Origin of the sequence: Frigoribacterium sp. RIT-PI-h (assembly GCF_001297205.1) — a bacterium.
In the GTDB taxonomy this organism is placed as follows: domain Bacteria; phylum Actinomycetota; class Actinomycetes; order Actinomycetales; family Microbacteriaceae; genus Frigoribacterium.
The window spans coordinates 1-21,233 of the sequence record NZ_LHOZ01000069.1 but is presented as its reverse complement, the minus strand read 5'-3'; the positions used below and the strand labels follow the sequence as shown (position 1 = coordinate 21,233).

At 72.0% G+C, this 21,233-nt stretch carries 23 protein-coding genes and 1 pseudogene; 15 read left to right on the top strand and 9 right to left on the bottom strand.

Annotated features, from left to right (window positions below):
- Positions 1 to 125: 125 nt before the first annotated feature.
- Entirely contained in the window at positions 126 to 1,295 is a 1,170-nt protein-coding gene (locus tag AEQ27_RS08825) for a flagellar hook protein FlgE (protein ID WP_054146309.1), read from the top strand.
- 169 nt (positions 1,296 to 1,464) lie between these two features.
- On the opposite strand, the gene AEQ27_RS08820 is transcribed toward AEQ27_RS08825, so the two are convergent.
- From AEQ27_RS08820 to AEQ27_RS08780, 9 genes are all read right to left on the bottom strand, one after another.
- Complete coding sequence (locus AEQ27_RS08820; RefSeq protein ID WP_054146308.1) at positions 1,465 to 2,835, bottom strand: reverse transcriptase family protein; 1,371 nt, start codon at positions 2,833 to 2,835, stop codon at positions 1,465 to 1,467.
- Positions 2,836 to 3,260: 425 nt separating this feature from the next.
- Positions 3,261 to 3,530: a DUF4190 domain-containing protein gene (locus tag AEQ27_RS08815; RefSeq protein ID WP_054146307.1), complete on the bottom strand. Its 270-nt coding sequence runs from the start codon at positions 3,528 to 3,530 to the stop codon at positions 3,261 to 3,263.
- Between the two features lie 113 nt (positions 3,531 to 3,643).
- Positions 3,644 to 4,267, bottom strand: coding sequence for a YitT family protein (locus tag AEQ27_RS08810; protein WP_235451036.1), 624 nt, complete (start codon positions 4,265 to 4,267; stop codon positions 3,644 to 3,646).
- Positions 4,268 to 4,647: 380 nt separating this feature from the next.
- Complete coding sequence (locus AEQ27_RS17185; RefSeq protein ID WP_054146306.1) at positions 4,648 to 5,238, bottom strand: hypothetical protein; 591 nt, start codon at positions 5,236 to 5,238, stop codon at positions 4,648 to 4,650.
- Positions 5,235 to 5,813, bottom strand: coding sequence for a hypothetical protein (locus AEQ27_RS08800; RefSeq protein ID WP_054146305.1), 579 nt, complete (start codon positions 5,811 to 5,813; stop codon positions 5,235 to 5,237). Before AEQ27_RS08800 ends, AEQ27_RS17185 begins: the two co-directional genes overlap by 4 nt.
- Complete coding sequence (locus AEQ27_RS08795; RefSeq protein WP_152970247.1) at positions 5,810 to 6,754, bottom strand: hypothetical protein; 945 nt, start codon at positions 6,752 to 6,754, stop codon at positions 5,810 to 5,812. Before AEQ27_RS08795 ends, AEQ27_RS08800 begins: the two co-directional genes overlap by 4 nt.
- A gap of 344 nt (positions 6,755 to 7,098) precedes the next feature.
- Positions 7,099 to 7,740 carry a hypothetical protein gene (locus AEQ27_RS08790; RefSeq protein ID WP_054146303.1) on the bottom strand — a complete coding sequence of 214 codons (642 nt, stop codon included), beginning with the start codon at positions 7,738 to 7,740 and terminating at the stop codon, positions 7,099 to 7,101.
- Positions 7,737 to 9,023: a hypothetical protein gene (locus AEQ27_RS08785; RefSeq protein ID WP_054146302.1), complete on the bottom strand. Its 1,287-nt coding sequence runs from the start codon at positions 9,021 to 9,023 to the stop codon at positions 7,737 to 7,739. Before AEQ27_RS08785 ends, AEQ27_RS08790 begins: the two co-directional genes overlap by 4 nt.
- Positions 9,020 to 9,307 carry a hypothetical protein gene (locus AEQ27_RS08780; RefSeq protein WP_054146301.1) on the bottom strand — a complete coding sequence of 96 codons (288 nt, stop codon included), beginning with the start codon at positions 9,305 to 9,307 and terminating at the stop codon, positions 9,020 to 9,022. The genes AEQ27_RS08785 and AEQ27_RS08780 overlap by 4 nt, the downstream gene beginning before the upstream one ends.
- Positions 9,308 to 9,539: 232 nt before the next feature.
- Here AEQ27_RS08780 and AEQ27_RS16545 point away from each other — a divergent pair, with 232 nt between their 5' ends.
- From AEQ27_RS16545 to csrA, 14 genes and pseudogenes are all read left to right on the top strand, one after another.
- Positions 9,540 to 9,938, top strand: coding sequence for a flagellar FlbD family protein (locus AEQ27_RS16545; protein WP_082383379.1), 399 nt, complete (start codon positions 9,540 to 9,542; stop codon positions 9,936 to 9,938).
- Positions 9,939 to 9,940: 2 nt separating this feature from the next.
- On the top strand, positions 9,941 to 10,777 hold the full coding sequence (locus AEQ27_RS08770; RefSeq protein ID WP_054146300.1) for a motility protein A: 837 nt from the start codon (positions 9,941 to 9,943) through the stop codon (positions 10,775 to 10,777).
- Positions 10,774 to 11,817: a flagellar motor protein MotB gene (locus tag AEQ27_RS08765; protein ID WP_200908350.1), complete on the top strand. Its 1,044-nt coding sequence runs from the start codon at positions 10,774 to 10,776 to the stop codon at positions 11,815 to 11,817. Before AEQ27_RS08770 ends, AEQ27_RS08765 begins: the two co-directional genes overlap by 4 nt.
- A gap of 126 nt (positions 11,818 to 11,943) precedes the next feature.
- A complete protein-coding gene (locus tag AEQ27_RS08760; RefSeq protein ID WP_054146299.1) occupies positions 11,944 to 12,891 on the top strand; it encodes a flagellar motor switch protein FliM in 948 nt (315 codons plus the stop codon).
- Positions 12,888 to 13,526 carry a flagellar motor switch protein FliN gene (locus AEQ27_RS08755; protein ID WP_369813618.1) on the top strand — a complete coding sequence of 213 codons (639 nt, stop codon included), beginning with the start codon at positions 12,888 to 12,890 and terminating at the stop codon, positions 13,524 to 13,526. Before AEQ27_RS08760 ends, AEQ27_RS08755 begins: the two co-directional genes overlap by 4 nt.
- On the top strand, positions 13,505 to 13,612 hold the full coding sequence (locus AEQ27_RS18745) for a FliM/FliN family flagellar motor switch protein (RefSeq protein ID WP_369813617.1): 108 nt from the start codon (positions 13,505 to 13,507) through the stop codon (positions 13,610 to 13,612). The genes AEQ27_RS08755 and AEQ27_RS18745 overlap by 22 nt, the downstream gene beginning before the upstream one ends.
- 2 nt (positions 13,613 to 13,614) lie before the next feature.
- A pseudogene (locus tag AEQ27_RS18740) lies at positions 13,615 to 13,941 on the top strand (FliO/MopB family protein); the annotation flags it as partial.
- Between the two features lie 310 nt (positions 13,942 to 14,251).
- Positions 14,252 to 15,295: a flagellar type III secretion system pore protein FliP gene (fliP, locus tag AEQ27_RS08750; RefSeq protein WP_369813616.1), complete on the top strand. Its 1,044-nt coding sequence runs from the start codon at positions 14,252 to 14,254 to the stop codon at positions 15,293 to 15,295.
- Positions 15,295 to 15,570: a flagellar biosynthesis protein FliQ gene (gene fliQ / locus AEQ27_RS08745; RefSeq protein WP_043596053.1), complete on the top strand. Its 276-nt coding sequence runs from the start codon at positions 15,295 to 15,297 to the stop codon at positions 15,568 to 15,570. Before fliP ends, fliQ begins: the two co-directional genes overlap by 1 nt.
- Before the next feature lie 9 nt (positions 15,571 to 15,579).
- Positions 15,580 to 16,332, top strand: coding sequence for a flagellar biosynthetic protein FliR (locus AEQ27_RS08740; protein WP_255349758.1), 753 nt, complete (start codon positions 15,580 to 15,582; stop codon positions 16,330 to 16,332).
- A 1-nt stretch (position 16,333) separates the two neighbouring features.
- Positions 16,334 to 17,602 (top strand): flagellar biosynthesis protein FlhB, encoded by a 1,269-nt coding sequence (locus tag AEQ27_RS08735; RefSeq protein WP_082383377.1) that lies wholly within the window; start codon positions 16,334 to 16,336, stop codon positions 17,600 to 17,602.
- Entirely contained in the window at positions 17,599 to 19,650 is a 2,052-nt protein-coding gene (locus tag AEQ27_RS08730; RefSeq protein ID WP_054146298.1) for a flagellar biosynthesis protein FlhA, read from the top strand. Before AEQ27_RS08735 ends, AEQ27_RS08730 begins: the two co-directional genes overlap by 4 nt.
- 1 nt (position 19,651) lies before the next feature.
- Positions 19,652 to 20,863 carry a hypothetical protein gene (locus AEQ27_RS08725; protein WP_054146297.1) on the top strand — a complete coding sequence of 404 codons (1,212 nt, stop codon included), beginning with the start codon at positions 19,652 to 19,654 and terminating at the stop codon, positions 20,861 to 20,863.
- A gap of 149 nt (positions 20,864 to 21,012) precedes the next feature.
- Positions 21,013 to 21,233: carbon storage regulator CsrA (gene csrA / locus AEQ27_RS08720; RefSeq protein WP_054146296.1), on the top strand; the 221-nt coding region annotated here is incomplete at its 3' end.

Sequence of the window (21,233 nt, the reverse complement as noted above, 5' to 3'; positions counted from 1 at the left end):
CCGCGCCACCCGCACCACCCGCACCACCCGCACCACCCCTCGAACCGCACCGGGAGCAGGACGCGACCGGCACCACCCGCGCAGGACGCGCCTCCAGATCTCTCCCCAGCTGAAAGGCAGCACCCATGCTCCGCTCCCTCTACTCCGGCATCTCTGGCCTCCGCTCGCACCAGACGATGCTCGACGTCACCGGCAACAACATCGCCAACGTCAACACCGCCGGCTTCAAGTCGTCGACCACCCAGTTCCAGGACACGCTGTCGCAGATCACGCAGGGCGCGGGCGGCCCGCAGACCGGCATCGGCGGCACGAACCCCGCGCAGATCGGCCTCGGCGTGCAGGTCGCCGGCATCTCGACGAACTTCGCGCAGGGGTCGGCGCAGGCCACCGGCAAGGCCACCGACCTGATGATCTCGGGCGACGGCTTCTTCGTGACCCGCCTCGGCAACGACACCGTCTACACCCGCTCGGGTGCGTTCGACTTCGACGCCGACGGCCGCCTCGTGTCGTCCGACGGCAAGATCGTGCAGGGCTACTCGGCGACGAACGGCGTCATCAACGACGGAGGCGCGCTCGGCGACATCACGCTGCCCCTGAACGCCGCGGCCCCGGCCACGGCGACCTCGAGCGCCACGGTCGGCGGCAACCTGCCGAGCGAGTCGGCGGTCGGCGACAAGATCGTGCGCGACACCAAGGTCTTCGACGCCAACGGCCTCGAGCGCACCCTGACGCTCACCTTCACCCGCACGACGGCCGGCTGGGACGCCTCCGCGACCGACGGCAACGGGGGCGCCACCGCCTCCATGGCCTTCGCCGACGGCAAGCAGACCGGTGCCGCGTCGCTGCGGCTCAACGGCGTCACCGTCGACCTGTCGGGCATCACCGGCTTCGCGGCGCTCAACACCACGTCGATCACCGAGCAGAACGGCCGCGCGGCCGGCACGCTGCAGGGCTTCTCGTTGTCGAAGGACGGCACGCTGATGGGCCAGTTCAGCAACGGTTCGACGGTCGGCCTCGGTCGCGTCGTGCTCGCGACCTTCACGAACCCCGGCGGTCTCGAGAAGGAGGGCAACTCGGGCTACCGCGCGACGGCCAACTCGGGTGCCGCGACGGTCGGCGCCCCCGGTTCGCCCGGCGTCGGCTCGCTGGCCAGCGGCTCGCTCGAGATGTCCAACGTCGACCTCTCGCAGGAGTTCACCAACCTGATCGTCGCCCAGCGCGGCTTCCAGGCCAACGCCCGCATCATCACCACCTCGGACGAGGTGCTGCAGGAACTCACCAACCTCAAGCGCTAGCCGCCGGCTGCGGCTGCGGCTGCGGCTGCGGCTGCGGCTGCGGCTGCGGCTGCGGCACCCTTCGCACCGCGTTTCGTGCACCTCACCCGATCGAGACCGGGTGTGCCGCACGAAACGCGGTGCGTTCGTCGTCCGGAGGCGCGGCGTCACCCAGGAGGCGCGGTGCCAGTCAGCGGGGGACGCGCGCGAACGCGGCGCGCAACCGGGCCCCGCGCCCGGGGTTCAGTTGCTCGACCCAGCCGATGCGCCCCCACAGCTGGGCGGCGAAGTCCGGGTGCCCGGCCCGGTTCTGCGCCTCGAGCCCCGTGGTGGCGGCGTTGTGCAGCACGGCCCGCAGCCGGTCGTACTCGGAGCGCACCGTGTTCGTGCCCTGGTTGACCACCACGCCGGTGACGACCTGTCGCGTGGCCGCCCCACGCACCCGGGTCTTGGCCGGGTTGAGCAGATGCCCCTCGTCGCCGACGATGCGTCCGACACCCCGCACGAACGCGTCGGCCCGCGCCGCGAGCGTCCCGTCGCCGCTGAACGCGAGGTCGTCGGCATACCGCGTGTAGGTCGCGTCGGCCGCCCGGGCGTACCCCTCGAGCCGCGAGTCGAGCCGCCGGATCGCCACGTTCGCCAGGGTCGGAGAGGTCGGCGCACCCTGGGCGAGATGGGCGACGGCGAGTGCGTGACGCAGGGCGAACCGCTGTTCGGGGCTGCCTCCCGGGGGCATGCGCGAGAGCACACCCGGTGGCACGGAGGTCGTGCACAACCCGGTGAGCACGTGGGCGACGGCATCGGGCAGTCCCTCGCGGCGCAGGGCACCGAACACCTGGCCGGCGGTGACCCGGGCGAAGAACGAGGTCAGGTCGAGGGCGATCACGACCTCACGCCCGACGTGCTGCCGGGCCCCCGTGACCGCGCTGCGCCCGGGGACGAACCCGTGCGCCGCGTCGTGCAGCGGGACCGCCGCCAGCACCTCGTCGAGCACGACGCGTTGCAGGTCGCGCAGCCGGAAGCCGGGGACCTCGAGCAGTCGTGGCGTGCGTCCGGGCCGCGTCCGCCACTCGTACCGGTGGTGCTGCAGGGGGCCACGTTCGACGCGGCGGTGCCACCGGCCGGGGGCGGCGAACCAGTCGAGCTCGCCCACGGTCAGGTGCAGCAGGCGGGCGGCGGCGGCCACGGGGCCGAGACGCAGGAGGCGCGGGTCGGCCGAGCGCGCCTCCTGCGTCACGGGCACGTGGGGGACGATGCGCAGCGGACGGCCGCGCCTCCGGGCCTCGGCCGCCGCCTCGGTGAAGGACGGGTCGCGGCGGAGGAGGGCGGCGCGCGTGCGGGGGTCGTCGAGCGGTGCCCGGGGCAGGGCGCGGACGAGGTCTCGGGCCAGCGGGCGCCAGAAGCGCGCGGGTCCGTCGATCGCCTCGGCGGCTGCGGCAGCGAGCCCACGGACCGACCACTGCGCGCCGAGGAAGGCGTCGGCGAGGGCGGTCGCCGCGGCGTCGGGGCCCGGATCGGGCTCGTGTGCGCCCGCGGCGGCGGCGGGGGAGCGGACGCTCACGCGGTGCCTGTCAGGCCGTTCGCCGTGCTGCTCGCGATCGTGCGGGCGGGAGCCGGGCGTGTCGCTCGTGCGGCGAGCGCGCAGGGGGCGTTCGGAGTGCTGCGGCGGGGCCTCGGCGACTCGTGCATCGGTGCGGGCCGCGAGCCGCGCGAAGCGCGGTCACCGGCCTGCGGAGCGGTGCCGTGGTCGATCTGCGTGCCCCGGGGTAGCCCCGGAGAGGAAGGCACAGCGCGTGTGCCGTCCACCTCGCCGAGACACCGTCGCATGCCCACACGCTAACGGCGGCCACCGACGTCCGCGATCCCTCCCGAGGTGGAACCCGTGTCCGGCGGGGCGCCCGCCCGGGACGCGAAGGAGGCGCGGTGCCTGCTCTGCAGACACCGCGCCTCCTGTGCTCCCCGGCTGGTGTGCCGGGGTCGATCGACCTAGTAGGTCTGGACCTGTGCCATCCCGGCGCTGAAGGCCGAGATGCCGATGATGATGCCGCCGACGAGGAAGACGGCGCTGAGGATGACGCCGGCCAGGGCGAGGCCGTGGCCGCGCTCGCCGGTTTTCTTGATCTGCGACAGGGCGATCAGGCTGACGATCAGGCCGGCGAGGCTGAAGACGAAGGCCAGGATGAACCCGACGATCGCGAGGACGTTGTAGCCCGCGGCGGTGCCGGCGGACTGGGGCATGGCGGTGTTGTTGGACATGAGACTCCTAGGTGGTGTGACGTCCGGGGACGTGCAAGACGAGAGTGACCGCTTCGAGACGAGAATGCCTCAAACAGACCGGTCGCGCACGAAAGTCTGGCAGAAAGTTGTGATCACGTGTGGCCGACATACCGGCCGGCCTTGTGGTTCATCGCGAGGACGAGGTTCAGCACGACGGCGCCGAGGGCTGAGAGCAGCACGATCCACGGTGAGACGACGGTCAGCGAGGTCAGCACGATCAGGACGTCGAAGCCCATCTGGACGTAGCCGGCGCGCAGCCCGGCGCGTTCCTGCAGGACGAGCGCGAGGATGTTGATGCCGCCGAGGCTCGCCCCGTGGCGGAAGAGGATCAACAGCCCCACGCCGACGAGCAGGTTGCCTCCGAGGGTGCCGTAGATCGGGTTGATGCCGTCGATGTCGAACATCAGGGGGTGCAGGTACGAGAACGCGGAGAGCATGACCACGGTCAGCACCGTGCGGAGGGTGAACGGCCACCCCTTCTTCCACACCGCCAGGGCGAAGAACGGCACGTTGACCAGGACGAACAGCACCCCGAAGGTCCAGCCCGTGGCGTAGCTGGTCAGCAGCGCGAGCCCGGCCGTGCCGCCCGAGACCGCCCCGCTCTCCTTGAGCAGGAAGAGCCCGAACGAGGCGAGGAAGACGCCGGTGACGACGCCCATCACGTTCTCGGGGAACGAGTGCTTCGTCGAGTCGACGGTCTCGATCGAGCCCGTCAGGGCCGGGTCGTCGATGCCGTGGCGAGCCGGCGCGGCGGCGTCGGGGGTCGCGGCGTCCGGCAGGCCGGCGGGGGAGGACTCGGGCGCAGGCGCGTCGTCGCTGCCGACGGCGTTCGGTACGGCGCTCGCGGCGCGGGCCGTGCTCGCTGTCGGGGTGGCGGAGGAGGTGCGGGTGACGTCGTCGGCGCGGGCGGCGGGGGTGGTGCCGGGGCGCGACTCGTCGAGGGGTTCGTGGGTCACCGGCACATCCTGCCAGCCCCCTGTTTCGCGCACGTGACGCGCCGCGCCTCCTGCCACTCAGCCTGCCGTACCGTCGAGTGGACGAGGCACCGCCGCGCGCCACGGCATCTCGTCCACTCGACGGTGTCCTGCTGGAGCGATCAGGCCGCGCCGGCCATCAGCATGGCGATCGGCACGATGACGGCGATCAGGCCGGCGAGCGCCACGAGGGCGCAGAGCACCGGACGTCGGGTCGTCAGGGGAACGACGCCGGGCACGATGGCGGCGGCGTTCTTGCCCGAGAAGACCTGATCGGCCGGCATGATCGTGAGTCGTGCGTGCTGGGCGATCTCGAGCAGCTGTTCTCCGGGCCAGTTGGCCTCGGTGAGGACGAGTCGGCGGCCCTTGCCGTCCCGGACGGCGAGGTACCCGAGGTTTTGTACGCCGAAGTTGAGCATGCAGAGGATGCCGCGCTGTGAGCCGTCGAACTCGACGGTCGTGGTGCGTCCCCACCAACGCCGGGCCACCGCCGTTTCGGACACGGTGATGCTCGTCGTCCGGAGGTAGACCCACAGGCCGGCCGCCATCACCACCAGCAGGACGACGAAGTACGGGACGACGGATTCTCCGAGCCGGTACCAGCCCATCACGAACGCGAGGGGTATGAGGAAGAGCCGGCCCTTGGCTTTCGCCCAGAAGTGCGACCACGTCGGTCGGTAGGTGACAGGGGTGGTGAGGGGTGTGGTGGTCATGGTCCTTCTCTCTGCATGGTGGGTGGCGTCGGTTCCGGGCCGGTGTCGTCGAGCGTCAGGCCGAGGGCTAGCTCGTCGACCAACGGAATGACCGCGTCGGCCGGATGAGGCGACGGGGACTCGCTCGACAGTGCGACGGTCCAGGGAGGCGTGGTGTCGCCGTCCTCGGGGCGTGTGACCGACCAGGTCCAGAGGACGTGTGTCATCACGACGGTTCGGGGGACTCGCGTCATGTCCGAAGGCATGTCGACGGCTCGTTCGTGGCTCTGCCTCCGGGCCTGCCCGAGCGGTGTGTGCTGGGTCCGTGCCGTCGTCGACGACACGGCGGCCGGGTGGGAGTCGAACGAACTCGTCAGATCGACGGCCGTGACGGCTTCGGCCGCGAGCACGAACACCGAGGCCCAGCCCACGACGAGGGCCGGGTCGTCGTCGGACATCAGTGCCATGCCCGCGGTGACTCCCTGGGCTTCCATCAGGTCGTGGACGTCCTGCAGAGCACCCGGGAGGGGGCCGTCATGGGCCTCGAAGCCGATCAGCGTCCGCCACGCCGTGCGGTGTCTCAGGGTGACCCTCATCGCTCACCCTTGCGGAGTCCTCGGGGAAGGCGCATCCACAGGCGGAGCACCCACCAGGTCGGCAATCCGATCACCAGCCCGGTGGTGAGAGCCCAGAGGGCGATCGACGACAGCTGGATCGCGGCCGCGATCTTTCCGCCATCGGAGAGGGTGATGACGAACGGCACCAGCAGCACCCCGGACGCGATGCAGGGGCGCAGGGCCGACAAAGGCGAGGGTGTTCTCCACGGGCCGCCGCCGAAGAGCGCCTGCCGTGCACGAGCTCGGGCGAGCTCCACGCCGACGGGTAGAGGCAACGGCGCGTCGCCCAGTCGGTTCGCGCTGACGCCGATGCCCTGATCGTGCAGCCACTCTTCCAGCCGCAGTTCGTCGCGAGCGGTCGGCGCCCAGTCGGCCAGAGGCAGGCAAGCGCGAGGCAGGCCCCGCTCGTCCATCAGCACGAGATGGCGCCCGTCACCCCTCTCGGTGTACTGGAAACGCATCGTGCCCGGTCGGGAGGTGTCGTCGACAGTGCGGATGACCGCTGACGTACCTGAGGCGTCGGACGTGATCAACCCGTGGATGCCCGGTGCCAGCGAGAGGGGGTCCGCAATCGGCGCCCTCGAGGACCTCGGCGCCACATAGCTTCGTGGGCCGGACGGCATGCGGACGGGCCTGAGCCACGGCGAGATCGACCACAGGTTGGCGACGGACGTCACGAGGACGACCGCTGCTGCCCCCGTCGGGATGAGCGCCGGCGGGACGTCGCCGGGTGCCAGCAGGAACGACGTCACGGCCAGGGCGAGGATGACGACGTAGCTCACCGCTGCGCCCAGGGACAGTGCGAGTTGGGCGGTGGCGAGTCGGCGATGTGCATCGATGTCGACCGACCGGATGATCCGGGCGTCACCGGCACGTTCCGCGAAACGGCCACCGGGTTGGACATCGAACAGGGGGCGCACGCCACGAGTCTCGAGAAGGTCGAGGAAGCCAGAACTCCTTACGGCCTCATGAGGTGCGCACTCGACGCCGTCCGCCCACCAGTCGGCCAGAGGGAAGACGAAGAGATCGTCCTTCGTCAGGAACCAGACGATCCCGAGGGGGTGGGGCTCCCCCCACGCGAGCGGTCCCTCGTAGGGGTGGGCCCAACCGCCTGACGTCACATCGGCGAGGGGGAAGAGGTCGCCCGGGGCTGCGTTCCGCCGATGGAGGCGCAGTCGGCCTTCGCGGACGGACAGATGCGACGAGTCACGGCGCCCTGCCCGGAAGGCGCTCGCGTGCGCTGCGGGCACGACCCACGAAACCGTCACGTCCACGTCAACGTCCTCGCGATGGAATCGCCGTGGTCGATCTGGGCACCGACGAACGGGCCACCGATCGTCGAGAACGACAGCATGAGCTGCGACCCCCGATGCCCGGGGATGTCGATGGCGTAGCCCACGTCGGCAGTCGAGAGGACTCGCCGGTCGTCCTCCGAGCTCAGGGAGACGTCGTCGCGACCTGGTTCGAGATCGGTCAGGTGCCCGGCCAGGGCCCTCCACCACGTTCCGACGTCGGTCGACGCGCGAGCGAGAACCCTGAGGCAGGGGCCCCCGGCTGTCTCGAGGATCGTCGTCGATCCCGCCGCCCCGACGGTCGGGGGGCTCTCGGGAGATGCGGCGATGCATGCGCCGAGGTGGACGACGCTCGTGACGAGGGACATCGGCCCCAGGCCGGTCCGGCTCGGTCCGACGAAGGCGAAGAGGTCCAGCGCACCGGCCTGCCGAGCCGTCTCGCGAACGTGCCCCATGGCCGTGCCGAATCGCTGCCTCGACAGAACCGCTGCTGCCGCGTCCCGGTCTGTCGCCGTGAACTGGCGGCCCAGCCGGTGGACCTGCTCGTCGAAGTCGCCCTGGGGAGAGAATCGATGCCAGCCCCGGGGCAGGGTCAACGAGTACGAGACCGTCACAGACTTCCCACCCGGATCTGCATCTTCTGGGTCCAGTAGGCGTCGGTCAGCAGGGCACCGACGTCCAGCGCGGACTCCACGCCCGACTTGACGTCGACCACCAGCGACGGGATGCCCGTCCCGACTCCCACGATGACGCCGGGCCGCCACGACGCCTGAGCCAGCGGCCCGCCTCCGTTCTCGGCGAGACGCCGCAGGAGCTGCATCTCTCGGGCGCCGCCGCCGACGAGGCCGTCGATGATCCGGGTGCCCAGATCGCCTCCGATCGAGGAGGCGCGCTGCGTGAGCGCTGCTTCGGATTCCCTCCTGACCCGGTCGTAGACGGCGTCCACCTTGCGGGCAGGAGCCTGGGCGGCAGCTCGCTGGGCGTTTCGCATGGACTGGCTCGAGATCACCGAGGTCCTCGTGCCGGCGACGAGCCCCGCCATGGCCCGAGCGCCACCGAAGCCGATGCAGGCGAGTCCCACGCCGGCCAGGTCGGCCATCACGTCGGACAACGATGCATCGCCGGCACTCGCTTGCGCCAGGGTGATGGCGAGGGTCAGAGCGGCCATGGCGATGCCGACGATCAGGAGGCCGAGGGCGGCGGCAGGGAAGATGATGGCGAGGATGGTCAGCAGCGGCGCGAGCGCGGTCAGCAGGTCCTTGATCGCCCCCAGCACCCCGCGGGCGTCGTGAACCACTTGCTTGACGTGGTCCCACCAGGTGTCGCGCAGCTCGTCGTCGCCGGCCAGGCGGATGGCCGCGATCGCCTGGTCGGTGAGGGCGCCGTACTCGCCGTCCGTGTCGCCTCCGGTGCCGACCAGGCGGGTGATGACCGCCTTCGCGTCCGCGAGGTCGGTGTCGGCGAGGTCGACGGCCCGCGTCCGGGCGGCCTCTTGCCGGTCGATCTCGAACGGGTCGGTCTCGCCGGGGACGACGAACTTGTCGGCCGTGCGCCGCGCCTCCTTCGCCTCGTCGGCGTCGAGGCGCGCGGCGTCCGCCTGCCGCTGCAGCTCTTCGAGGCCGTCCGCATAGCTGTCGAGCGCCGTGGCGAGGTCGAGGTAGCGCTGCTTCGCCTTGTCGATCGCGTCGGCGAGCGGCTCCGCCGACGTCGAGAAGGTGCGGCCCGACTCGGAGTCCCACCCCTCGGCCTTCGCCAACCGACGCAGCCTCCTCGACTGTGTCTCGATCGACGTGCCCGTGGCCCGAGCCGCGACCGCCGACGAACGGAGCTCGGTCGGGTCACCGGGCACGGGGTCGGACGGCAGGTCGAGAGGGCTCCAGTCCCACGGGCGGCTCATGCCGCACCCGCCGTGTCGGTCGGGGTCAGCGCCGCCGCCAGCTCGTCGTCGGCCTGCGTGAGGGTCTTCGCCGCACCCTCGGCCATGGCGCCGACCGCCGCGATCGACTCGAGCATGCGCCCGCGCGCGATCGCCCAGTCGTCGGCGAACGCCGTGACGGCCTGTTGCAGGCGTGGCGAGCCGATGCCCTCACCCGCCACGCCGGCGCTGCCCGACGACAAGTCGGTGTGCAGGGTCTGGAGGTCGCGCGCCAACGCGCCCAGCGCCTCCAGATCGATGTCCATGTACCCGGCCACGGCGGTTCCCCTCGTCGATATGAGCAATTTCACACACCATACCGACTGTTCGACCCGCGTGGGGGGCCTGTGGACAACCGGCCGCACGTGAGGACACACATCGACGACCCGTACCTAACGCCCCGCCACCCCCGGCCGATAGTCACCCGTAGCCGCTCAGGACGAGCAGCGACACCTGCCCCACGGATGGCGGCAGGAGACACAGACCTAGGACGGGCCGATGATCGTCGTCACGCGACTCAACGACAGCAGATTCGCTGTCAACCCTGACCTCATCGAGCGCATCCACGAGACGCCCGACACGGTCCTGATCATGGTCGACGGCGCCAAGTACGTCGTGACCGAGCCGATGGCCGAGGTCATCGAGATGATCGCCCGCTACCGGGCCCGCATCGTCTCGCTCGCCTACGACGAGCCGTCGGCCACCGCCCCGGCCAGCCAGTCCCTCGGCAACCGCACCTCGACCGGCCCGCAGCTCGGCATCGTCCGCGGCTCGTCGGGTCCAGGAGGCGCGGGTCGCGTCACCGAGTTCCGTCCCGCCGTGCAGGCTCCGGCCGCCCACGCCCCGACCGTGCCGACCGCGCCCGCCGCATCGGCCGACACCACGCAAGGACGCTGACCGTGGATCCCGCAACGATCATCGGCATCGTCCTCGCGCTGGGCGCCCTCTTCGGCATGATCCAGCTCGAGGGCGTCAGCATCGCCGGGCTGCTGCTGCCGGCCCCGATCATCCTCGTCTTCGGCGCCACGATCGGCGTCGGCATCGCCGGCACGACGATCAAGGACGCGATCCTCAGCTTCAAGAAGATCACCCGCGCCTTCACCGGCAAGGTCGTCCCCCCGCAGTCGGTCATCGACGGTGTCGTGTCGCTCGCCGAGAAGGCCCGCAGCGAGGGCCTGCTCTCGCTCGAGCAGGAGGCCGAGAAGCTCGACGACCCCTTCATGAAGGGCGCGCTGCAGAACATCGCGGACGGCACCGACGGCGAAGAGCTGCGCATCCTGCTCGAGGACGAGATGGAATCCCGCCTCGCCGCCGACCGCACGGCCAGCAAGTTCTTCATGAGCCTCGGCGGGTACGCCCCGACGGTCGGCATCGTGGGCACGGTCGTCAGCCTCACCCACGTGCTCGAGAACCTCGCCGAGCCCGACGAGCTCGGCCACATGATCGCCGCGGCCTTCGTCGCGACCCTGTGGGGCCTGCTGACCGCCAACTTCCTCTGGCTGCCGCTCGGTGCGCGCCTCAAGAAGCTGGCCGACCTCGACGAGCTGCGCATGACGCTGCTGATGGAGGGGGTCCTGGCGGTCCAGGCGGGAAGCCAGCCGCGCCTCCTCGGCGAACGCCTCAAGGCCATGGTGCCGACGCACGCGCTCGAAGGCGGCGACGGCAAGAGCGGCAAGGGCGGCAAGGCCAAGGCCGGCGCGAAGAAGGGCAGCGACGACCAGGGGCTGGCCGCATGAGCGGGGCACGTGGCGGACGCAAGAAGAAGGGGCACGCCGAGGACGAGCACCCCGACGAGCGCTGGATGGCCTCGTACATGGACATGATCACCGTGCTGATGTGCATGTTCATCGTGCTGTTCGCCATGTCGAACGTCGACCAGGACAAGTACATCGCCCTGCGCAACTCGCTCGCGACCGGCTTCGGTCAGACCGACGTCGGCAAGGTAGACACGGCCTCGGGCACCGTCGTGAACGCCTCCGACGTGACCCCCGAGGGCAAGGGCTACTCGTCCGGCGACGAGACCGACCTGAGCAAGGCCGCCGCCTCGGGCGAGGCCCAGACCGCCGAACAGGCCGCCGCCGCGACCGTCGCGGCCCAGGGCGAGCTCGACGACCTGACCGCCATCAAGGCCGCGATCGCCGCGAACCTCGAGGGCTCGGGGCTCAGCGCCGACGTCGAGTTCGCCGTCGACGACCGCGGTCTCACCGTCCGCCTGATCGGCTCCGAGACCTTCTTCGGCACGAACAGCGCCGACCTGAGCGGCACGGCCGTCAACGTCATGAACGCCATCGGGCCGGTGCTGAAGACCTCGGGTCACGACGTCTCGGTCGAGGGGCACGCCGACCAGCGCAGCTCGACCGCGCCCTTCGCGACCAACTGGGAGCTCTCCTCCGCCCGCGCCACCCAGGTGCTGCGCGACCTGGTCGAACGCGGCGGCGTGGGCGCCGACCACATCCAGTCGGTCGGCTTCGGCTCGTCGCGTCCCCTCAGCACCGGCACGACCGACGCCGACCTCGCGTCGAACCGTCGGGTCGACATCGTCGTCCTGTCGAACCAGTCCGACGCGGTGAGCGCGCTGCTGCCGCAGCTCGAGCAGGCGGCGGCGGCCGCAGGAGGCGCGGTGACCGACGGTCGCAACCCCACCGTCGAGCAGGCGGCCGGCACCTCGACCACGGCCGAGTCGGGTGACACGTCGAAGGCGGGCACCGCGGCCGAGACGACGACCGAGAAGACCGAGAAGAAGACGGAGAAGAAGGAGGAGTCCTCGGGCCACTGACCCCCGCCGGGCCCCTCCGGCCCGGTGGCGCGACCCCGGCACCGAGTTCGACGACGGCAACCCAGTCCGGGGGGTACGACCGATCCTGGGCTAACGCTCAGGTGGGGCGGGCCGATAGCTCCGTCCGTGACACTCCTCGACGCCCCGACGGGCAGCAGCGCACCGACCGCGACGGTCGGCTCGTCGACGCGCCCGCAGAAGACCGTCGCGGTCTACGACTTCCGCCGTCCGACCACCCTCGCCCGTGAGCACTCGCGCGTCCTCGAGCTGGCCTTCGACACCTTCGCGCGGCAGTGGGGCACGCAGCTCACCGCCAAGCTGCGCGTGCTGTCGTCGGTCAGCTGCGACCAGGTGCAGATGCTGACCTACGACGAGTACGCCTCGTCGCTGCCGGCGACCACCGCGATGGTGCTCTGCACCCTCGAGGGCGTCTCCGCGAAGGCCGTCATCCAGTTCCCGTCGTCGGCCGCGCTGACCTGGGTCAGCCACATGCTCGGCGCCGCCAAGCCCTCCATGCTCCCCGAGCGCACCTTCACGCCCATCGAGCAGGCTCTCGTGCGCCGCCTGATGGACGACGCCCTCGACGACCTGCGCTACTCGTTCGGCCCCATGCTGGCCGACCCGATCAGCGTCGGCGGGTTCCAGTACAACTCGCAGTTCGCCCAGGCCGCGCAGAAGTCCGACCTCATGATCGTGGCCTCGTTCGAGATCCGCGTCGGCGAGCGCGTCGCACCCGGCACGGTCGCGATCCCGGCCGACGTCCTGCTGTCGCAGCTCGGCGAGTCCAACCCGACGATCGACGCCGCCGACGCCCGGGACCTGCTCGGCGCCCAGCTGGCCTCGGTGCCGGTCGGCGTCTCGCTGACCTTCGCCCCCGCCGCGGTGCTGCCGAGCGTCGTGCTCGGGCTGGCCGTCGGCGACCTGCTGCCGCTGCCCCACCCGCAGCACCGACCGCTCGAGATCAGCGTCGACGGCCAGCCCGTCGGCCGCGCCGCCGTCGGGGCCGCCGGCTCCCGTCTGGCCGGCATCGTCGTCTCCACCTCCCTGACCGGCACCGAAGAAGGAACCTCATGACCGGCACGACCATCACCCTGCACACCGCGGCGGTCGAGGCGCTGGTCGCCCAGCTGCCGCCGCCCACGCCCCTGCGTGCCGTGGCCGTCGACCCGGCCTCCGCCCACGGCCTCCGCCTCGCGGGCTCGTCCGTCGTGGTCACCTCGTTCGTCGGGTCGGTCTCGGCCGACACCGCGGTCGTGCTGGCCGACATGGACCAGCTCGCCGCCGCCGCGGGCACCGACAACCCGATGGTCTCGGTCTCGGACGTCCTGCGTCCCGCGCTCGAGGCCGCGACGGACGTGCTCGGCACGGGCGTGCTCGGCGAGAGCCGCCGTGAGTCGGCCGACGCCCTGCTCGCCGACCCCGAGACCGTCGTCTTCGAGCTGACGGCCGCGGGTCAGCCCGCCGGATGGTTCGCCCTGCGCCTGCGCGAGACCGGCACGATCGGCGGATCGTCGCCCGTGGTGCCGACCCTGGGAGCCGTCTCGACCGGCAACCTCGGTCGCATCAACAACGTCGAGATGGCCCTGACGGTCGAGATCGGCCGCACGCGCATGTCGGTCCGCGACGTCCTGGGCCTCGACCCGGCGCCGTCATCGAGCTCGACCGCTCGGCCGGCGCCCCCGCCGACGTGCTGCTCAACGGCCGCCTGATCGCGCACGGCGAGGTCGTCGTCGTCGACCAGGACTACGCCGTCCGCATCACCAAGATCCTCGACGTCGCCGACGGCATCGCCTGATCGTGGACACCGTCGTCGTCGGCCTGCGGGTCGTCCTCTCGTTGGGCGTCGTCCTCGCCCTGCTCTGGGTGCTGCAGAAGCGCCTGGTGAAGGGCGGTCGTGCGGGCACCCGCGCCACGTCGCAGGTCTCGGTCGTCGCCCGCCAGGGCGTCGGCGCGAAGGCGAGCGTCGTCGTGGTCGACGTCGAGGGCGAGCGCCTCGTGCTCGGCGTGACCGAGTCGTCGGTGACCGTCCTGGCCGCCGCCGACCGTCCGGTCGAGGCCGCCCCTCTCACACTCGTCCCGTCGGGCACGCCCGACGACGAGCCGACGCCGGTGCAGGAGGCGCGGGTCACCCCGATCGCGCCCGTCGCGACCCCGGCGCCCTCGGCCTCGTTCGCCGCCGTGCTGTCGGCCGAGACCTCGGCGGTCCCGGCCCTCGCCCGACCCCGGCCCTCGCGTCGGCCGCGCCCCCCGCCGCCGGGTGGGCCGGCCGCGGGGGGGGCGCGGGCCGGGCCGCGGCGGCCGGTCTCCGCGGCCGCGCGCCTCGTGACCCGGCCGACCGCCGCACCGGGCGGGCCGCGAAGTCGCTCGAGGGTTCGATCCTCGCCCCCGACACGTGGCGTCAGGCCGCAGCCGTGCTGCGCAGCGGACGAGCCGGATGACCGGCCGCCGGTCGTCCGCGTCCCCGACCCGCCCCTCCTTCGCGTCCGCCCTGCGCCGGCTCGTCCGCCCGACGCTGCACGACGGCCTGCACGGAGCCCCCCCGGGCCGCCCCGTGGTGGCCGTGCCCGTGCGCTTCGCCGACACGCGGTTCGCCCGTGCGGTCGTCGTCACGCTGCTCGCGCTCGTCGTGGCGTCCGCCCTCGTGATGCTGATCGGTCAGCAGGCCAACGCGGCACCCGTCTCGCCGACGGCCCCCACCGCGCCCACCGCCCCGGCCACGGACGGCACCGGCACCGAGGGCACCACGGGCACGACGCCGACCGACTTCACCGACACCGACCAGACGACGTCCGACGGCAGCGGCTCAGGCGGCCTGAACATCGACATCAACGGCCCCGACGGGGCACCCAGCCAGGCCGTCGTCACCCTGATCGGCATCACGCTGTTGAGCGTCGCCCCCGCGCTGCTGCTGATGATGACGTCGTTCACGAAGATCTTCGTGGTGCTCGCGATGACGCGCAACGCGCTCGCGCTGCCGTCCATCCCGCCGAACCAGGTGCTCGCGGGGCTGGCCCTGTTCCTGAGCTTGTTCATCATGGCTCCGATCCTGACCCACATCAACACGGACGCCGTGCAGCCCTACCTCGACGGCCGCCTCGACCTGCAGGGGGCGATCGACGCCGGCATCGCCCCGCTGCGCGAGTTCATGCTCGCCCACACCCGCGAGGAGGACCTCGCGCTGATGACCCGCTCGGCGAACCAGCCGAACCCCGCCAGCCAGGCCGACGTGCCCATGCTCACGCTCATCCCGTCGTTCATGATCAGCGAGCTGCGCGCCGCGTTCATCATCGGCTTCGTCATCTTCATCCCCTTCCTCGTCATCGACCTCGTCGTCAGCGCCGCGCTGATGTCGATGGGCATGATGATGCTGCCGCCGGTGATGATCTCGCTGCCGTTCAAGATCCTGCTGTTCGTCCTCGTCGACGGCTGGGGCCTCATCATCAAGAGCCTCATCGAGAGTTACCAGGTGGGTGCCTGATGGATTCCAACGCCGTCCTCGACCTCTCGATGCAGGCCCTGATCATCACGGGCAAGCTCGCTGCGCCCGTCCTGATCACCTCGCTCGTCGTCGGTTTCGCGATCTCGCTGCTGCAGTCGATCACCCAGATCCAGGAGGTCACCCTCTCGTTCGTGCCGAAGGCCGTCGCCGTCGGCATCGCGCTCATCGTCACGGGCCACTGGATGATCAGCGAGATGGTGTCGTTCACGACCATGGTGTTCGACCGCATCCCCCAGCTGCTCAGCGGCGGGTAGGGGCGCGTCGTGTCGTTCGACCTCAGCTGGCTCGAGGCCACCCTCCTCGCCGCCGTGCGCATGACCGCGTTCCTCGTGATCGCGCCTCCGTTCTCGTACCGCGCATTCCCGGCGCGGGTGAAGGCCATGCTCGGCATCGGGCTCGCGCTCGCCGTCGCGCCGCGCGTCACCCCCGGCTACGTGTCGCTCGAGACGGGGCCGTTCGTCATGGCGCTCGTGCTCGAGCTCGTCGTCGGCGCCGTGCTGGGATTCCTGGTGTTCGTCGCCTTCGCCGCGGTGCAGGCGGCCGGCAGCCTGATCGACCTCTTCGGCGGCTTCACGCTCGCCCAGGCGTTCGACCCGCAGTCGATGGTCAACGGCGCGCAGTTCACCCGGCTGTTCCAGATGACCGCACTCGCGCTGATGTTCGCGACCGGGGGCTACCAGCTGATCATCGGGGGACTCACCCGCTCGTTCGACGCCGTCCCGCTCGGCCTCGGCATGGACCTCTCCCGTCCGGTCGAGCTGTTGACGACCGGCGTCAGCCAGCTCTTCCTCTCGACGATCCAGATCGCCGGGCCGCTCTGCGTCGTGCTGTTCCTCGCCGACGTCGGCCTCGGGCTGCTCTCGCGCGTCGCGCCGGCGCTCAACGCCTACGCGATGGGCTTCCCGCTCAAGATCCTCATGACGGTCATGCTGGCCGGCGGCGTCTTCCTCGCGCTGCCCGGCGTCGTGGCCTCGTTGACCGGCGACGCCGCCGACATGCTGCTGGGGGTGGGCTGACATGGCGGACGACTCCGGCGAGCGCTCCGAGGCCGCGACCGACAAGCGGATGAAAGAGGTCCACTCGAAGGGCCAGCTGTCCCGGTCGCAGGACCTCAGCGCTTGGGTGGGTGTCGGCGCCGCCGCCGTGATGATCCCCTCGACCATCGAGCGGGCGTCCTCGGCGGGCGTCGACCAGATGTTCTCGATCCGCCAGGCGATCACGCACCCCGACTCGTCCACCGTCGTCACCGAGCTGATGCAGGGCGCGGGCTCGATGGGGGCGACGATCGGACCGATGCTCGCGGTCGTCGGCGTGGCCGTGCTCGCGACCGCCATCGTGCAGGGCGGCGTGCACATCAAGCGCATGACGGGCAACTACGAGCAGTTCAACCTGCTCAACGGCCTGAAGAACACCTTCGGCACGCAGGCGCTGTGGAACGGCGCCAAGGCGCTGATCAAGACGACCGTCGTCGGTCTGGTCCTCTGGTTCGCGATCCAGGGCCTGATGCCCGTGCTCATGAGCGGCGGCGGCCTCAGCGTCTCGGCCGTGCTCGCCGAGGCGAAGGTCGGCACCGGCATCCTGATCAAGGCCGCGATCGCGGCCGGCCTGCTGCTCGCCTTCGCCGACGTCTTCGTCGTCATGCGTCGCAACCGCAAGAAGACGCGCATGACCAAGAAAGAGGTCAAGGACGAGAACAAGTCGAGCGACGGCGACCCCCTGGTCAAGTCGCAGCGGCGCTCCCGTCAGCTCGCGATGAGCCGCAACCGCATGATCGGGGCCATCGCCGACGCCGACGTCGTCATGGTCAACCCGACCGACTACGCCGTCGCCGTGAAGTACGAACCCGGCAAGTCGGCGCCGCGCGTCGTCGCGAAGGGTGCCGGCACCGTCGCCGCCCGCATCCGCGAGCAGGCCACCGCCGACGGCGTGCCGCTCGTCGTCGACGTCCCCCTGACCCGCGCCCTGCACGCCGCCTGCGGCCTGGGCGAGGAGATCCCCGTCGACCTCTACACGCCGGTCGCCCGCGTCCTCACCTTCGTCATGGCGCTCAAGGCCCGCGGCACGCTGAAGGGCACGCACACGCCGCCCCGCGTCACCACGGCCGACGAGGTGGCCGGCGTCCTCGCGCCCGAGTCGCTCGAGGCCGACGCCGTGCCCCGCCGCCTCCGCATCGCCCGCGAGGCCGCGACCGGCACCGCGACCGATGCGACCTCCGCGCCGTCCCGCCCCGCGCCTCCTGCGCTCTCCCGCTCCGTCCGCCCCGCCACCTCTGGAGGCACCCGATGAAGTCCACCCTGCCCAAGCTCGCCGTCCCGGTCGGCATCGTCGGCATCGTGCTGCTGCTCGTCGTGCCGGTGCCCGCGCCGCTGCTCGACGTGCTGATCATCCTCAACATCCTGTTGGCGTTGGTGATCCTGCTGACGACGCTGTTCGTCAAGAAGCCGCTCGACTTCTCGGTGTTCCCGTCGCTGCTGCTCGTCGCGACGCTGTTCCGCCTCGGGCTCAACGTGGCCTCGACGCGCCTCGTGCTCGGCGACGGCTGCGCGGGCGACGTCATCGCGGCGTTCGGGCACGTCGCCGTGAGCGGCTCGATCATCATCGGGTCGGTGATCTTCCTGATCCTCGTCGTGATCCAGTTCGTGGTCGTGACCAAGGGCGCCGAGCGCGTCGCCGAGGTGGGCGCGCGCTTCACCCTCGACGCCATGCCGGGCAAGCAGATGGCCATCGACGCCGACCTCAACGCGGGCCTGATCACCGACGAGGTCGCCAAGCAGCGTCGCGCCGACGTCAGCGCCGAGGCCGACTTCTACGGCGCCATGGACGGTGCGTCGAAGTTCGTCAAGGGCGACGCGATCGCCGGCATCATCATCATCATCATCAACCTGGTCGGCGGCATCGCGATCGGCGCCCTGCAGAACGGCATGGCCATCGGCGACGCCCTCTCGCACTACGGCCTGCTCACCATCGGCGACGGCCTGACCACGCAGATCCCCGCGCTGCTGATGGCCGTCTCGACCGGCATGATCGTCACCCGCTCGGGCGCCGACACCGAGATGGGCGCGCAGGCCGCGTCGCAGCTCGGGCAGTCGCGCATCGCGCTCGCCGTGGCCGGGACCGCCGCCATCGGCATGGGCTTCATCCCGGGCATGCCGATCGTCGCCTTCCTGCTGATCGGCGGGGCGCTGTTGGTCGTCGCCCACCGGCTCGGCGTGGCCGCCAAGGCCGAGGAGGCGCGCGCGGCCCTCGCAGAGCAGCAGGCGGCGGTCGTCGCCCCCACCGACACGACCGACGACCTGCTCGAGCAGATGCGGGTGCACGCCCTCGAGATCCTGCTCGCACCCGATCTCGTCGACATGGTCGGGGGAGCGTCGGACGACCTGCTCGGCCGGGTCAAGGCGCTGCGCCGCAAGATCGCGGTCGACCTCGGCATCGTCGTGCCGCCCGTCCGCACCCGGGACAGCGTCGACCTGCCGCCGGCCACCTACTCGATCCGCATCGCGGGCGTCGAGGCCGGCCGTGGTCAGGCCCCGGCCCGGTCGGTGCTCGCCCTCGGCGACGCGCTCGCCGGCCTGCCCGGCCCCGCCACCGTCGAGCCGGTCTTCGGCCTCGCCGGCAAGTGGGGGCCCGCCGAGATGCGCCACAGCGCCGAGATGACCGGCGCCACGGTGATCGACCGCGTCTCGGTGCTCGTGACGCACCTGTCGTCGATCATCGCCGACAACGCCGCCCGACTGCTCACCCGTGAGGACGTCCGCGTGCTGACCGAGGGCGTCAAGCAGGTCAACGCCCCGGCCGTCGACGACCTCGTGCCGACCATGCTGTCGCTCGCCGAACTCCAGCGCGTCCTCCAGGGCCTGCTGTCGGAGCGCATCCCGATCAACGACCTCGCGCGGATCTGCGAGGGCCTGACGCTGCGGGCGAAGGTGTCGACCGACCCGGAGGGACTCGTCGAGGCGGCCCGCGCCTCCTTGGGACCCGCGCTCACGGCGCAGTACCTCGACGGCCGCGTGCTGCGGGTCATCATGATCGACCCCACCCTCGAGCAGTCCATGCTCGAGGGGCTGCGGCCGAGCGACCAGGGCACGCAGATCCTGCTCGACGGGCACCGGGTCGAGCAGGTGCTCGGGTCGCTGCGCGAGGCCGTGCAGTCGGTCGAGGCCCAGGGTCTCAGCGCGGTGCTGGTCTGCGCTCCGGCGTTGCGGCCGGCCATCCACCGGCTCGTGTCGGCGCAGCAGAACGGCCTGCCGGTGCTGTCGTACCAGGAGGCCACCGCCGCCGGGTCGACCATCGAGACCGTCGGCGTCGTCCGCGCTACCGACTCGATCGTGGCCTGAGATGGCGACCACGATCGTCATGACCGGCGAGACGCTCGACGGTCTGCGCCGCGAGGTGCGGGCGACCCACGGCGCCTCGGCCCGCATCGTCGCGGCCCAGAAGGTCACCGTCGGGGGAGTCGCCGGCTTCTTCGCCCGCAAGCACTACGAGGTCACCGTCGAGGTGCCCGACCCCGCGATCGACCTGCCCGTCGCGCGGGTGCGCATCACGACGCCGGTGCCGGCCGAGCGTGCGGGCATCGCGGCGTTGCTGGCTTCGGCGGACGAGGCCGAGGACGCGTTGCAGGCGGGGGCTCCGGCACCCCGGGCCGCGTGGTCGGCCTCGATCGCCCCGGGGGATGCCGCCGCGTCGAGCACGCCCGTCCGGGACGGCTTCGACGACGTGCTGACCGGCTCGGTCGTGCCCGTGAGCCCGCGTCGCGCCGCCCGCGCCGCGGCCGCTGCCGCCGCGCGCGCGGGCGGGGCGTCGGCCTCGCCGTCGGCCTCGCCGTCGAGCGCAGGAGGCGCGGTGCCGGTCGCGGCCCCGGCCGACGTGTCGACGCGCACCGACGCGTTCGCCTCGATCATGGACGACCTCACCTTCAACGGCATCGCGCCGGCCGCCGGGGCCGGTGGGGGGGTCGGCGTCGGTGCCGTGAGTGCGGGCCCGACCGCCTTCGCCGACGGTGACGCCGCCGACCCGGCCGCGCCGCCCGGGGCCGCGCCCCGCCGCACGGCCGCCTCGCTCGCGGCCGCCGCCGACGCCCTCGCCGCGCAGGCCCGGGCCGTGGCCTCCCCGGGTGTGCCGCCCGCCCCCGACGTGTCGCGCGGGGCAGGCGACCTCGTCGTGGTGGTCGGCCGCCCCGGCGACGCCTTCCGCGTGGCCGCCCAGATGGCGTCGACCTTCGGGCTGCGCTCGGTCGACGTGTCGGATCGCCGCAGCGGCATCCTGGCCCGCGCCACCGGCGTGCACGAGAACTCGGCCGTCGTGACGGCCCTCGCCTGGGGCGCCGCCGCCCCCGCGACCCTCGAGGCGATCGCCGCCGACCAGGTCTGGGTCGCGGTCGACGTCGGCCGCAAGCACGACGACACGGCCCGCTGGGTCGAGGCCGTCCGGGCCGTCGCGCCCGTGGTCGCGGCCGCGGTGGTCGGCGAGGACGACACGGCGACCCCGGGCACGGTGCACCTGCTCGGCGTGCCGGTGGGCTGGCGCGAAGGAGGCGCGGCCCGCTGAGCCGCGCCCCCTGCGGCGGTCGTCCTCCCGCGGCCGTGCCCGGGGCGGCCGCGGCCCCGGGCCCGCCGGGCCGCGCCCCCTGCGGTCGCGGCCCGCGCCTCCTGCCTGTCGGCGGGGCCGGACCGGCCCGCGCTCAGTAAGCTGGCCCGATGCTGGTGCTGACACGCAAGGTCGGAGAACGCATCGTGATCGGCGACGACATCGTCATCACGGTGCTCGACTCCCGTGGCGACGGCGTGCGCATCGGCATCGACGCACCGCGTGGCGTGAAGATCCAGCGCGAAGAGGTCATCAAGGCCGTGACCGAGGCCAACGTCGAGGCGGCGAAGGCCCCCGACGACGCCGAGGCCCGCCTCCGCGCCGCCCTCGG